The sequence below is a fragment of the Streptomyces sp. SS7 genome (assembly GCF_037993025.1).
In the GTDB taxonomy this organism is placed as follows: Bacteria; Actinomycetota; Actinomycetes; order Streptomycetales; family Streptomycetaceae; genus Streptomyces.
Map to the genome: position 1 here is coordinate 7,467,297 of NZ_CP141223.1, position 12,642 is coordinate 7,479,938.

The following is a 12,642-nucleotide window of genomic DNA, read 5'->3' on the forward strand; positions in this document are numbered from 1 at the left end:
CATCGCCGAGAGCAGGGCGTAGAGACGGGTTTGGCACTCTTTCGAGTGAGACAAGGAGACACGCTCAAACTGCAAAGCTAAGCGGCCCGTCGACGTCGAGGAACAGCACTGGACGGCTCATACGGCCACCGTAGGGCAGCACCCTTTCCGAGCCGGCGGAATTATTTCCGGCCGACAGGCATAGCGGTGCCCGCCCGGAGGCGTCACCAGGGGTACAGGGGCCGGGCAGCGGGTCCGCTCCGGGGGAAGAGAAGGTGCCGATGGATGCCGAGGGGCTGGAGAGCTTCCGCGACTTCGTGGACAGCAGGTCGTCCGCGCTGCTGAGGACCGCCGTCCTGCTCAGCGGCGGCGATCGGCACGCCGGCGAGGACCTTCTCCAGAACGCCCTGGCCAAGGCCGCGGGCCGCTGGCACCGCATCGACGAACCCGAGGCCTACGTACGGCAGGTGCTGTACCGCCAGCAGATCAGCCGCTGGCGGCTGAAGTGGCGCCGACGCGAGATCAGCGTCGCCGAGCCGCCGGAACCCGGTGCCGACCCGGACGGCTCGTCCGCCGCCGACCTGCGCCTGGTGATGCGCGCCGCGCTGTCCCGGCTGACCGCCCGCCAGCGCACCGTCCTCGTCCTGCGCTACTTCGAGGATCTCCCGGAGGCCGACGTGGCCCGGCTCCTCGGCTGTTCGGTCGGCACCGTACGGTCCACCACCCACCGCTCCCTGGCCCGGCTGCGCTCCCTCGCGCCGGAACTCGCCGCCCTCGGCCCCGCGGACGTCGAGCAGCCGGCGTCCCGTGACTTCTCGCCCGTGGAGGTGCGTCCGTGAACGTCGACGAACTCGTGCGCGACTCCCTGCGCGACCAGGCCGAGGGACAGCCGTCGGCCGCACCCGGGCTCGCCGACCGGGTGCTGGGCCTGCGCCGGCGCCGCCGTACCCGCAGGCTGGTGTCGACGGCGGCGGCCGTCGCCGCCGTGGTGGCGGTCTCCGTGGCGGTGCCGATGCTGGACTCGGGCGGGACCCGGGACGTACGCCCCGCGGACGTCACGGAGCCGAACCGGACCGTCGCGCACCCCGACCAGTCCCCGCCGAGCGACCTGATCGCGGCGGGACGGACGGCGCTGGCCGCCTACTACGGGACGGTCCTGGCCGCGCAGTCCGCTCGGACGGCGGTGGCGACCCGTACCTACTGGCTGCTGAACCCGGTGACGAAGAAGTACGTGAAGACCACCAAGTGGTCGTGGGTCGCCGTCGCCCCGGGGCTGAGGACCGCCGCCGTCCTGGAGCAGCATCTGCCCGTGAGCCGGATCGGCCTGCTCGACCTGGCCAGTGGCGAGGTCGAGCGGTGGATCGAGGTCGACCACGCCGTCGGCGGGCTCGCGTTCTCCCGCGACGGACGCGAGCTGGTCGCGACGACGTACAGCGAGAACCCTGACCTCAGGCCCATCCCGAAGAAGCTGAAGGGGGGCGGCGAGGAGACCGTGGAGACGCGTTCGCACCGCACCGGCTTCTACGTGATCGACGTGGCCTCCGGGAAGGCGTCGCGATGGAGCCAGGTCGGCGCCGGCGGCGGCCCCGGATCCCCCGACATGATCAACACACGCCAGGACTTCGCCTTCAGCCGCGACGGCAGCCTCATCTGGTCCGGCATGCCCATGGAGCCGGGCTACCAGTACTACGACCGGGACGGCACCGCCGTGGATCCGCCCGCCGACGCGACGTACCTGCGCTGGTACGTCGAGGCGGGCCTCTCGCCCGACGGCAGCCTGCTCGCCGGGGACTTCGCGGGCAGGAAGTACAGGACGTCCTCCTGGATCCTCGACCCCAGGACCGGCAGGCGGATCACCGAGACGCACGGCCAGCAGCTGCTCGCCTGGGCCGGCGACGACTCGCTGGTCGCCTGGGACATCGGCAAGGACGGCAACGAATACCACCAGCGGCTCGTCCTGGTCACCCTCGACAGCGACAAGGTGGTCCCGCTCAGCGACTTCCGCTCGACGAAGGACGACACCCTGGGCCGCTGGTACCCGGTGTTCGCGGACCGGTGACGCTCCCGGGCGTCAGGCGACGCAGCGTTCGTAGGCGTCCCGCAGTGCGTCGAGTGTCTCGTGGTCCGCCGGGCGCAGGGGGGCGCGGACGGGGCCTGCGGGCAGGCCGAGTGCTCCGAGGAGTGCCTTGGCGGTGACGGTGCCGGGCAGGCCTGCCGCTGTCATGGAGGTGATGAGGGGGGTGGCGCGCTGTTGGAGGCGGGCGGACACGGGGGTGTCGCCCGCCTCGAACGCGTCCAGGACGGCGCGCAGTTGCGCCGGCACCACGTTCGCGGCGGTGCTGACGTACCCCGCCCCGCCGACCGCGTACAGCGCGAGATTGTGCTCGTCGCATCCGGCGTAGTACGCCAGCCCGGTCTGCCCGATGACCTGCTGGGCGCCGAGGAAGTCGTAGGAGCAGTCCTTGACGGCGACGATCCGCGGATGCCCGGCGAGTCGCAGCAGGGTCTCCGGCTCGATCCGGGTGCCGGTGCGGCCGGGGATGTCGTACAGCATCACCGGCAGCCCGGACGCGTCGGCGACCTCGCGGAAGTGCGCCTCCAGGGCGTCCTGCGGGGGGCGGCTGTAGTACGGGCTGACCACGAGCACCCCGTCGGCGCCCGCCTTCTCGGCGGACCGGGCGAGTTCGACCGTGTGCCGGGTGTCGAAGGTGCCGACGCCCGCGACGAGTGATGCCCGGTCGCCGACCGCCTCCCGCACGGCCGCGACCAGCTCCGCCTTCTCGGCGTCCGAGGTGGTCGGCGACTCGCCGGTCGTGCCGGACAGCACCAGCCCGTCGCAGCCGTGCGCCACCAGCCACTCGGCGAGTCGCTGGGCCCCGTCGAGGTCGAGCGCCCCCGACGCGGTGAAGGGCGTGACCATCGCGCAGAGGGCTCGGCCGAAGGGCGGGGTGAGGGAAGCCGCGTATGTCATGGCAGCAGTCTCGGGCTCACCATTGTGAAGCTCCACTTAAATTTACTACGAGATATTGGTAAGTGGTGCTGAGAGGTGGGGGAGGGCTGGCGATGACCGCGCCGCGACCCCGCACCGACAACTGATTCCGCCTGGACAAAAAAAGTTTTCGGTGAGACGCTGGACGCATGCTGGATGTGACCGTGATCGAGGACCCCGAGGCCGCCGCCGTCTCCCTGGACCCCATACGGGCCAGGCTGCTGGCCGAGCTGGCCGCGGGGCCCGCGTCGGCGGCGATGCTGGCCGGGAAGGTCGGCCTGCCGCGGCAGAAGGTGAACTACCACCTGAAGGCCCTGGAGCGGCACGGCCTGGTCGAACTGGCCGGCGAGCGCCGCAAGGGCAATGTCACCGAGCGGCTGATGCGGGCCACCGCCGCCTCGTACGTCATCTCGCCGCTCGCCCTCGCCGGGGTGCAGCCGGACCCCGACCGCTTCCGCGACCAGCTCTCCGCGCGCTGGCTGCTCGCGCTCGGCGCCCGCCTCGTGCGGGACGTCGGTTCGCTGATCACCGGCGCCGCGAAGGCCCGCCGGCGGCTGGCGACCTACGCGCTGGACGGCGAGGTCCGCTTCGCGACCGCCGCCGACCGCGCCGCGTTCATCGAGGAACTGACGGCGGGGGTCAGTGCCCTCGTCCGCAAGTACGACTCCCCGGACGCGGAGGGCGGCCGCGACCACCGCATCGTCGTCGCCGTCCACCCCACGCTGAAGGAGCAGCCCCCCGCACCCCCCGCGGTCGCCCCGCAGGGCCCCGCACTTCCCCACCCGTGAACCCGGTTCAGGAGCAGAGGATGTCCAAGGAATTCGAGATCGTCCGTGAGTTCGAGGTCGACGCCACGCCCGAGCAGGTGTGGGAGGCGATCACCCGCGGCACCGGGGCCTACCTGTGGCCGATGGAGGCACCGGAGCCCAAGGTCGGCGGCACGGCGGCCTTCGGGTCCACCGTCACCGCCTACGACCCCCCGCACCACCTCGCCGTCCGCAGTGACGACGTCGGCATCCCGACCCAGAGCCTGAACCAGCTCGAGCACGTCATCGAGGCGCGCGACGGCGGCCGGCGCGCCTGGGTCCGCTACGTGCACAGCGGGATCTTCACCGACGACTGGGACAACCAGTACGACGGGGCGAGCCGGCACACCGACTTCTATCTGCACACCCTGCGCGAGTACCTCACCCACTTCGCGCCCCGCCCCGTCACGTTCGCCCAGCTCAACGGGCCCGAGGCAGCCATGGCCCCCGGGGCGCTCACCGAGGTCGAGCGGGCGCTCGGCCTGCCCGAGGACGCCACGGAGGGCAGCCGGGTGACCGTGCGCGGTCCGCGGGAGTTCGACGCCGTGCTCGACTACCGCAACCCCTACTTCGTCGGACTGCGCACCGACGACGCCCTGATCCGCTTCTTCGGGCGCAACCACTGGGGCGCCCCGGTCGGCATCAGCGTCCACGACTTCGCGGCGGACGCCGACGCCGGGGCCACCGAGACCGCGTGGCGGACCTGGCTGGACGAGGTGTACGGCCAGGCCCGCTGACGGGTCACGGCTCGAAGCGCAGCACCTGCGGATCGTGGTCGCTGATCTGGTCGTGGAACTCCGAGTTGATGTGCACGCTGTCGTACGCGAAGTCGCAGGACCGCCGCACCGACGGGCTGACCAGGATCTGGTCCAGCACCTGCTGGTTGCCCTGGTAGTCGTAGCTGTACCGCTCGTTCCTGGGCAGCGACTTGATCGCCGACCACAGCTCGCCGTCACCCTCGAGGATCTTCGCGGTGTCGGAGAACTCGAAGTCGTTCATGTCGCCGAGCGCGATCACGTCCGCGTTCCGCTGCGCCTTCAGCAGATCCTTGACGAACGCGTTGACCAGCGTCGCCTGCTGGTGGCGCTGGACCTCCGAGCTGCGCACCACCGGCTGGTACTGCGCGTGCAGCGCCTGGTCGCCGCCCTTGGAGTTCAGGTGGTTGGCGATCACGAAGACCGTCTGCCCCCGGAAGACGAACTCGCCCACCAGCGGCTTGCGGCTGGCCTTCCAGGCCGTGTTCGCCGGGTCGATCCGGCCCGGGGACACCGTCAGCCGCGCCTTGCCGCGCACCTTCTCCACCCCGACGGCCGTGGTCGCGTCGCCGCCCGAGCGATCGGTGAACGACACCCGCTGCGGGTTGAACAGGAACACCTGGCGGATGTTGCCGCCCGGCTCGCCGCCGTCGGTGTCGTTCGTCGGGTCGATCGAACGCCACTCGTACGCCGGACCGCCCGCCGCGACGATCGCGTCGATCAGCTTGGTCACGGTGACGTCCGCGGCGGTCGTCCCGTCGTCCTTCGCGCCGGTGTTGTCCTGGATCTCCTCCAGGGACACGATGTCGGGCGAGCGCAGGTTGTTCACGATCGCGGAGGCGTGGGCCGCGAACGTGGTGTCGGACGGATCGAGGTTCTCGACGTTGTACGTCGCGACCGCGAGCTCGCCCTTCTTCTGCTTCTGGGTCGTCTCCCGCTCCAGGCCGCCGCTCTTCAGCGTGCCGAGTGCGTTCGCGACCAGGGTGTAACCGCCGAACTGGTTGTAGTCCAGCGGGCCCGCGGTCGTGCCGGTCAGGGTGTCGCCGACGTTCGCGGCCGGGAAGTCGGCCGTCGCGCCCAGCGACTGGATCTGGAGCCGGCCGGTGTTCTGCGAGGTGTAGGAGCCGTACACCGTGCCGCCGCGCCGGCTGGCGTTCTCGTGCGGCTTCACCGTGACCCACAGCTCGCTGTACGGGTCGGTGGCCGTGACCACGCGGGCGTCCGCGACCTGGACGTTCATGCCCTCCAGGGACTCGTAGTAGTCCAGGGCGTACTTCTTCGGCTCCAGGGTGAGCGCGTTGATCGAGTTGCTCGCGGCGCTGTCACCGGCCGGGGTGTACGCGGCCGGGACCGACCGCGCGTCGATCACCGTGGCGGCCGGCACGGCGTTGCCGCCGGAGACCACGGTCACCGCCGGCTTGACGATCTCGGTGACGGACTGGTTCCCGGACGACGTGCCGCCCGGGACGTACTCGGAGACCGTGCCGTTCACGCTGACCGAGTCGCCGACCGCGACCTTCGGGACGGAGCTGGTGAAGACGAAGACGCCCTCGCTGGTGGCCGGATCGGCGTCCGGGTTCGGGTCCTGGATCCAGAAGCCTCTGGAGGAGCCGTAGGTGCGTACGCCGGTGACGATTCCGGTCACGCCCGTGACGGCCTGGCCGGCGTACGGCGAGATCCGGGTCGTGCCCTGGATGTCATGTATCGCCACCGTGTCGGCGTGCGCGGGGGAGGTGAGGGCGACGGTGGACGCCGCGGAACAGACGGCGGCGACGGTGAGCGCGGCGAAGCGCGCGGACTTCTTGCTCGGCAACGGGATCCCTCCGGGGACATACGTGGGTGCCGGGACGAGGGTGGAGCGGAAGCGCGTGGAACGCGCGCAGAAATGAGTGAACAGTCGTTCCCCCGACTTCTACGCGCGTCAATCTCCTGCTTGATCAGGCCAGTTGTCAAGGATTGAGCCATGTATGACGCCCGGCGGGGAGATGAACCGGACGGGAAGGGTGGAAATCCCTCTAGGCTGAACGCCTGAGTGGTACCACGCCCTAGGAGACCCAGCCGATGTCAGACAGCTCCCCCCTGCCGCCCGTACGGCTGCACCCCGAAGCGGAGCTGGCGCGCGACGCGCTGTCCACGCCGTTGCTCTCCCGGGCCGCCCGGCTCGCCCGCTGGGCCGGCCCCGGCACCCGCGTCGACTCCGGGGGCCGGCTGGCCGAGGAACTGCTGCCGGCGGCCGCCGAGGACCTCGGGCTGACCGGCGACGACGCGGCCGCCGACGTGGCGGACGCCTGGCGCGTCGCCCTGGACATCGGCCTGCTGGAGCTCGCCGACGAGCAGGCCGGCACCGTCACGCCGGGCGAGGACCTCGCCCTGCTGACCGGCGGCTCCCCGCACGACGTGCTCGGCGTCTGGCTCGGCGCGCTGGAGTCGGTGATCGCCGACGCGGCCGTGCCCGACCTCGACGGTCTGATCGACGCCATGGACGAGGGCGGCGCCGTCGACTTCTCCAAGCTGGACTGGGACCCCGAGGGCGAGGCCGCCTTCCTCGACGGCGTACTCGGCAACCTCTATCTGCTCACCGCCAGCGAGGACGGCCCCGGCGACGGACCCGTCCCGCTGCCCGCGCTCGCCGCCTCCATGATCGTCCCCGGGGACATGGGCGAGCCCACCAACGACGTCCTGGAGCAGGTCTCCGACGCGATGATGCGCCTCGACGACCAGTTCCGGCTCCTGGAACCGATCGGTCTCGTCACCTACCGGCCGGTGGACGAGGCGCTCATGAGCGAGACGGACGAGGAGAGCGCCGGGACGCCCGTCGACGAGACGGACGTCTCCCGCTACGGCATGGTCCGCCTCACCCCCCTCGGCCTGTACGGGCTGCGCGCGCGTCTGCTGGAGTCCGGCTTCGCGGCGCCGTCCGTCGGCGACCTCTCCGACAAGGGCGCCGACGTCCTCCTCGACGGCAGCGCCGGGTACGGTCCGCGGGCCGCCCGCGCCGAGACGGAACAGTGGCTGGAGCGGCGCCAACCCCTCGACGCCGCACGCGAACTGCTCGCCGCCGCGCGGGGCACCGACCCCGGCGCGCCGCTGCGCCGGCTCCGCTGCCAGGAGGCGCTCTCCCTCGTCGGCGCCCACGCCGAACCGGCCGTGCGCGAGGTCCTCGACGACCCCGAACTGGGCGGACTCGCCCGGGTGTGGCTGAGCGAGCTGGGCGCGACCGACGTCCCCGTGCCCTCCGAGGACCTCGTCTTCTGGCTCACCATCGACACCGTCGCCGCGCAGCTCGCCGCCGAGGGCAACTCCGAGGAGCTCCAGGCCCTCGTCGAGGGCCTCGCCGCCCAGCACAGCGGCTTCTTCGCGGCGGCCTGGCGCGTCGACCACCCGGCGACGCCGGACGTCCTGGAGGCGATGGGCCGCCTGCACCCGGACAAGCGCATCGCGAAGGAGGCCCGCAAGGCGGCCTTCAAGGCGCGATCCCACATGAACGGCTGACTCCCTGGACGGGCGCCCGGGCACGACCGGCTCCGCGGGGGTCGCGGGGGAGACCGGCTCCGTGGTGGTCGCGGGGGTGAGGGGAGCTGCCCTGTCCGTCGGTGACCGGCGGGGCCGGTCCCGGTGCTCCTCGGTGCTCGTCGCGGGTATGGCCGGCCCTCGTGTCTTACGGCGGTCGGGGCCGGGTCGCGGGCGAGAATGGCCGGGTCCCCAGGCCTACGCCTCCGCCTTTCCGCCGCCCGCCTCTCCGCGCCCCGACTTCCTGCCCCCTGCCTTTCCGTCGCCGGCGTCTCCGCCCTCCGTGTCTTTGCCCTCCGCCCTTCCGCCGCCAGCGTCCCCGCGTCCCGTGTCCCCCGCGCCCCGCCTCCCCACCCCCCACTTCCCCGCGCCCCGCCTCCCCCCACCCCGCCTCCCCTTCTCCGGCCGGTCGCCGCCCCGCAGCGGTGCTCTTTTGGCTTCCCTGGCCGGATCCGTACGGATTCATGGAACCGGGTCCCCGTCCGCCGCGCGCCGTTCAACTCCCGTTCACGCATGGGCGAAACGGTGTCGCCCGAACGAGGTCCGCCACCCTCCACGGCACGTCCACCGTCACAGGAGACTTCATGTCGCTCACCCGCAGGGACTTCGCCAGAAACTCCGCGCTCACCGGTGCCGGGGTGGCACTGGCGGGCACCGTCGGCGCCCTCGCCACCGCGCCGAACGCCCTCGCCTCCACGGAGACCGAGAGCGCGACGGAGGAGTCCGCGGCCGCACACGGCGGCGTCGGCTACGGGGCCCTCGTCCCCGACCCCGCCGGCATCCTCGCGCTGCCCGCCGGGTTCAAGTACCGGATCATCACGTACAGCGGCAGGACCAAGCTGGAGTCCGGCGAGTTCACCCCCTCCAACCACGACGGCACCTCCACCTTCGACGGCCCGCGCGGCGCGACCCTGCTGGTCAACAACCACGAGCTCAAGGGCCCGCGCGCCAACTGGAAGTACCCCGTCCCGCTCACCGAGGGCCTGGTCTACGACCCCGCCGCCTCCGGTGGCTGCACGGTCGTCGAGGTCCGCCCCGGCGGCAAGGTCGCCGAGTGGGTCGGCATCGCCGGCACCTCCACCAACTGCGCGGGCGGCAACACCCCCTGGGGTACCTGGCTGACCTGCGAGGAGACCGAGGACAAGGCCGGCCAGAACGGCATGACCAAGGACCACGGCTATGTGTTCGAGGTCGACCCCGAGGACCGGCGCGCCAACCTGAACCCCAAGCCGATCAAGGCGCTGGGCCGTTACGCCCACGAGGCCGTCGTCGTCGACCCCAAGCGCGGCCACCTCTACCTCACCGAGGACGCGGCCGGCCCGAACGGTCTCCTGTACCGCTGGACGCCGCCGGAGCACTTCTGCCACGGCCGCGGCAAGCTGCGCACCCTCGCCGACGACGCCGGTGTCCTCGAAGCCTTCAAGTGCTTCGACTCCGGCGGCCAGTTCGTCGACGACCTGTCCCGCGCGACGAAGATCGGCACGGTCTACGGCGTCGACTGGGTCACCGTCCCCGACCGGGACGCCAGGTCCACGGCCGTCCGCAAGCAGTTCACCGACGGCCAGGTGACCCGCGCCCGGAAGCTGGAGGGCATGTGGTGGGGCGACGGCGGCACGTACATCGTCTCCTCGTACGCCCGCAGCGAGAGCCCGGTCCAGCACGACGGCGCCGTCTGGTTCTACGACCCCAAGCGCCGCACCCTCACCCTGAAGGTGCTGCTCGGCGTCAACCCGGACCCGGACGTGGACGGCAACTTCGACGGCCCGGACAACATCACGGTCTCGCCGTACGGCGGACTGGTCATCGCCGAGGACGGCGAGGGCGTCCAGCACCTCTTCGGCGCCACCGACAGCGGCCGCACCTACCCGATCGCCCGCAACGAACTCAACATCGGCACCGCGGAGGCGCCGGAGTACAGCGAGTTCACCGGTGTCACCTTCTCCCCGGACGGCAAGACCCTCTTCGCCAACATCCAGGACCCCGGCATCATGCTCGCGATCACCGGCCCGTGGAAGCGCCAGAAGCGCGGCTGAGCGACCCGCACCCCCGACCGGACCACGGCCCGCACCCCACCCGGGGTGCGGGCCGCCCCATGTCCGCCCCGGCTCATCTCATCTCTCCCTCTCCGCCCCCGCCCTTGCGTGCTCCCTTGCCCGCGCCCCGACTGACATCTAACATTTCAGTTCATGGAAGCCGTACCCCGCACCCTGCTCAGGGACCGCGCCTACGCCGCGATCCGGGACGCCATCGTGACCGGGGCCATCGAGCCCGGCGCCGTGGTGCGGGACGCCGATCTCGCGGAGCGGCTCGGGCTGTCCCGGGGGCCCGTGCGGGAGGCGTTCGCCCGGCTGGTGGACGAGGGCCTGCTGGAGAGCAAGCCGCAGAGCTACACCCGGGTGACACCGGTGGTCGCGTCCGACGTACGGGACGCGGCGGCCGTGGTCGGCGCCATGCACGAACTGGCGACCAGGACCGCGGTGCCGCGCCTGTTCGCCGCGGACGTCGAGGCGATGCGCGCGGCCAACGAGCGCTTCGCGGCCGCCGTACGCGACGGCGACGTGGACGCGGCCCTGCGCGCCGACGACGACCTGCACGACGTCCTGGTCCGGGCCGCCGGCAACCGCGCCGCCGCCGCGACCGTGGCCCGCTACACCCCCCTGATCCGCCGGCTGGAGCGACGGCGCTTCGGCGAGGGCGGCACCTGCCGCTCGGCCGGGCTGCACGGACGGCTGATCGGGGCCTGCGCCGACGGTGACGTGGACGAGGCGGTCCGGATCACGGCGGAGATCTGGCGCACCCTGGCCGACCTGGCCGACACCGAATGAGCCAAGGAGGCTCCATGCCCGAGAAGTCCCTCTCCTCGTACGAGCGTTACCCCCTCCTCTTCGGCCCCTCCCCCGTCCATCCGCTGGAGCGGCTCACCGCCCACCTCGGCGGCGCCGCCCTGTGGGCCAAGCGGGAGGACTGCAACTCCGGCATCGCCTACGGCGGCAACAAGACCCGCAAGCTGGAGTACCTCGTCGCCGACGCCCTCGCGCAGGGCTGCGACACCCTCGTCTCGATCGGCGGGGTGCAGTCCAATCACACCCGCCAGGTCGCCGCCGTCGCCGCCCGCGCCGGACTGAAGTGCGTGCTGGTGCAGGAGAGCTGGGTGGAGTGGCCGGACGCCGTGTACGACAAGGTCGGCAACATCCTGATCAGCCGGCTGGCCGGGGCCGACGTACGGCTGGTGCGGGCCGGGTTCGGGATCGGCTTCAAGGAGAGCTGGGAACTGGCGCTGCGCGAGGTCGAGGAGTCGGGCGGCAAGCCGTACGCCATCCCGGCCGGAGCTTCCGACCATCCGCTCGGCGGACTGGGCTTCGCCGGCTGGGCCTACGAGGTCGCCGAGCAGGAGCGGGAGTCGGGCGTCTTCTTCGACACCGTGATCGTCTGTTCGGTGACCGGCTCCACCCAGGCCGGCATGGTCGCCGGGTTCGCCGCCCTGGAGGAGGCCGGCGGCCGGCCCCGCCGGGTGATCGGCATCGACGCCTCGGCCAAGCCCGCCGAGACCCGCGAGCAGATCGCCCGCATCGCCCACCGCACCGGACAGCTCATCGGCGTGCGGAGCGAGTTGACGGTCGACGACATCGAACTCGACGAGCGGTACCACGCGGGCGTCTACGGCGTCCCCGACGACACCACCCTGGAGGCGATGCGCCTCGCCGCCCGCACCGAGGGCATGGTCACCGACCCCGTCTACGAGGGCAAGTCGATGGCCGGTCTGATCGACCTGGTCGGCCGTGGCGAGATCGGCGCCGACTCCACCGTGCTGTACGCGCACCTGGGCGGTCAGCCGGCGCTGAACGCCTACAGCGGGCTGTTCTGACCGGCGGCCGGGCCGCCCCCGCCGGAGGCGGTGCTGCCCGTCTGGTGCCCCCGCGGGAAGTGGTGGAGCATGCGGGCAGCACGACACGGCCCGCACAGAGTGCTCGATAAAGTGCGGAGAGGGCCCCCGGTTCGCAAGGAGTAACTGGATGACGCAGGTCAGACCCATGCGCGCGGACGCTCGCCGTAATTACGAGCGGTTGCTGAAGGCGGCCGCCGAGGCCTTCGCCGAGCATGGGGAGGGCGCGTCCCTGGACGACATCGCCAAGCGGGCCGGGGTCGGCTCCGGCACGCTGTACCGGCATTTCCCCACGCGGCAGGCGCTGCTGGAGGCGGCGTACGTCGACCGGATCGAGGCGCTCGCGGCGCGGGCCGACGAGCTGGCGGAGGCGCTGCCACCGGGGGAGGCCCTGGTGGAGTGGCTCAACGAGCTGTGCGTGGGCACGATCGAGGTGCGCGGGATGAAGGCGCTGCTGGGCTCCGCCGTCACCGACGGGAGCGTGGCCGCGGTGACGGCCTGCGGGACGAGCATGAAGGGGGCGGCGACCCGCCTGGTGTCGGCCGCGCAGGAGGCCGGGGCGCTGCGGGGCGACCTCGAACCGATCGACGTCCTGCGGCTGGCCCATGGCGTGGCCACCGCGTCGGAACTGGCGAAGGGCGAGCGGGCGGTGATCCGCCGGTACGTCGGACTGCTGGTGGAGGGGCTGGGGGCGTAGGGGGCCCTGGCCCCCGCCGGCGC

General features: G+C 72.1%; 11 protein-coding genes. 9 read left to right on the plus strand and 2 right to left on the minus strand.

All coding sequences use genetic code 11. The annotated features are described in order from the left end of the window. Positions 1 to 260: 260 nt before the first annotated feature. The gene (locus tag U5640_RS34265) at positions 261 to 818 is read left to right on the plus strand and encodes a SigE family RNA polymerase sigma factor (RefSeq protein WP_340381417.1); all 558 of its coding nucleotides are present in this window, start codon (positions 261 to 263) and stop codon (positions 816 to 818) included. Beyond that, positions 815 to 2,038 carry a WD40 repeat domain-containing protein gene (locus U5640_RS34270; RefSeq protein ID WP_340381419.1) on the plus strand — a complete coding sequence of 408 codons (1,224 nt, stop codon included), beginning with the start codon at positions 815 to 817 and terminating at the stop codon, positions 2,036 to 2,038. The genes U5640_RS34265 and U5640_RS34270 overlap by 4 nt, the downstream gene beginning before the upstream one ends. A gap of 12 nt (positions 2,039 to 2,050) precedes the next feature. Here the strand turns inward: U5640_RS34270 and dapA are convergent, their stop codons facing one another. Next, entirely contained in the window at positions 2,051 to 2,950 is a 900-nt protein-coding gene (dapA, locus tag U5640_RS34275; protein ID WP_340381422.1) for a 4-hydroxy-tetrahydrodipicolinate synthase, read from the minus strand. A gap of 167 nt (positions 2,951 to 3,117) precedes the next feature. Between dapA and U5640_RS34280 the strand changes: the two genes are divergently transcribed. Beyond that, positions 3,118 to 3,756 carry a helix-turn-helix domain-containing protein gene (locus tag U5640_RS34280; RefSeq protein WP_340381424.1) on the plus strand — a complete coding sequence of 213 codons (639 nt, stop codon included), beginning with the start codon at positions 3,118 to 3,120 and terminating at the stop codon, positions 3,754 to 3,756. 20 nt (positions 3,757 to 3,776) lie between these two features. Continuing rightward, positions 3,777 to 4,511, plus strand: coding sequence for an SRPBCC domain-containing protein (locus U5640_RS34285; protein WP_340381426.1), 735 nt, complete (start codon positions 3,777 to 3,779; stop codon positions 4,509 to 4,511). Between the two features lie 4 nt (positions 4,512 to 4,515). On the opposite strand, the gene U5640_RS34290 is transcribed toward U5640_RS34285, so the two are convergent. After that, positions 4,516 to 6,342 carry an endonuclease/exonuclease/phosphatase family protein gene (locus U5640_RS34290; protein ID WP_340381428.1) on the minus strand — a complete coding sequence of 609 codons (1,827 nt, stop codon included), beginning with the start codon at positions 6,340 to 6,342 and terminating at the stop codon, positions 4,516 to 4,518. 248 nt (positions 6,343 to 6,590) lie between these two features. Here U5640_RS34290 and U5640_RS34295 point away from each other — a divergent pair, with 248 nt between their 5' ends. The 5 genes from U5640_RS34295 (at position 6,591) to U5640_RS34315 (ending at position 12,619) form a co-directional block, all read left to right on the plus strand. Further along, positions 6,591 to 8,021 (plus strand): hypothetical protein, encoded by a 1,431-nt coding sequence (locus U5640_RS34295; RefSeq protein WP_340381430.1) that lies wholly within the window; start codon positions 6,591 to 6,593, stop codon positions 8,019 to 8,021. A gap of 602 nt (positions 8,022 to 8,623) precedes the next feature. After that, positions 8,624 to 10,072: an alkaline phosphatase PhoX gene (locus U5640_RS34300; protein ID WP_340381432.1), complete on the plus strand. Its 1,449-nt coding sequence runs from the start codon at positions 8,624 to 8,626 to the stop codon at positions 10,070 to 10,072. 153 nt (positions 10,073 to 10,225) lie between these two features. Beyond that, the gene (locus tag U5640_RS34305) at positions 10,226 to 10,864 is read left to right on the plus strand and encodes a GntR family transcriptional regulator (protein ID WP_067258614.1); all 639 of its coding nucleotides are present in this window, start codon (positions 10,226 to 10,228) and stop codon (positions 10,862 to 10,864) included. Between the two features lie 14 nt (positions 10,865 to 10,878). Continuing rightward, positions 10,879 to 11,904: a 1-aminocyclopropane-1-carboxylate deaminase gene (locus tag U5640_RS34310; RefSeq protein ID WP_340381435.1), complete on the plus strand. Its 1,026-nt coding sequence runs from the start codon at positions 10,879 to 10,881 to the stop codon at positions 11,902 to 11,904. Between the two features lie 148 nt (positions 11,905 to 12,052). Further along, a complete protein-coding gene (locus tag U5640_RS34315; RefSeq protein WP_340381438.1) occupies positions 12,053 to 12,619 on the plus strand; it encodes a helix-turn-helix domain-containing protein in 567 nt (188 codons plus the stop codon). Positions 12,620 to 12,642: the final 23 nt, after the last annotated feature.

Bases quoted from the DNA above. Each gene is read 5' to 3' on its own strand.
- U5640_RS34265 (WP_340381417.1), top strand. From the start codon at position 261: ATGGATGCCGAGGGGCTGGAGAGCTTCCGCGACTTCGTGGACAGCAGG.
- U5640_RS34300 (WP_340381432.1), top strand. From the start codon at position 8,624: ATGTCGCTCACCCGCAGGGACTTCGCCAGAAACTCCGCGCTCACCGGT.
- U5640_RS34315 (WP_340381438.1), top strand. From the start codon at position 12,053: ATGACGCAGGTCAGACCCATGCGCGCGGACGCTCGCCGTAATTACGAG.
- U5640_RS34295 (WP_340381430.1), top strand. From the start codon at position 6,591: ATGTCAGACAGCTCCCCCCTGCCGCCCGTACGGCTGCACCCCGAAGCG.
- U5640_RS34285 (WP_340381426.1), top strand. From the start codon at position 3,777: ATGTCCAAGGAATTCGAGATCGTCCGTGAGTTCGAGGTCGACGCCACG.
- U5640_RS34305 (WP_067258614.1), top strand. From the start codon at position 10,226: ATGGAAGCCGTACCCCGCACCCTGCTCAGGGACCGCGCCTACGCCGCG.
- dapA (WP_340381422.1), bottom strand. From the start codon at position 2,950: ATGACATACGCGGCTTCCCTCACCCCGCCCTTCGGCCGAGCCCTCTGC.
- U5640_RS34280 (WP_340381424.1), top strand. From the start codon at position 3,118: ATGCTGGATGTGACCGTGATCGAGGACCCCGAGGCCGCCGCCGTCTCC.
- U5640_RS34310 (WP_340381435.1), top strand. From the start codon at position 10,879: ATGCCCGAGAAGTCCCTCTCCTCGTACGAGCGTTACCCCCTCCTCTTC.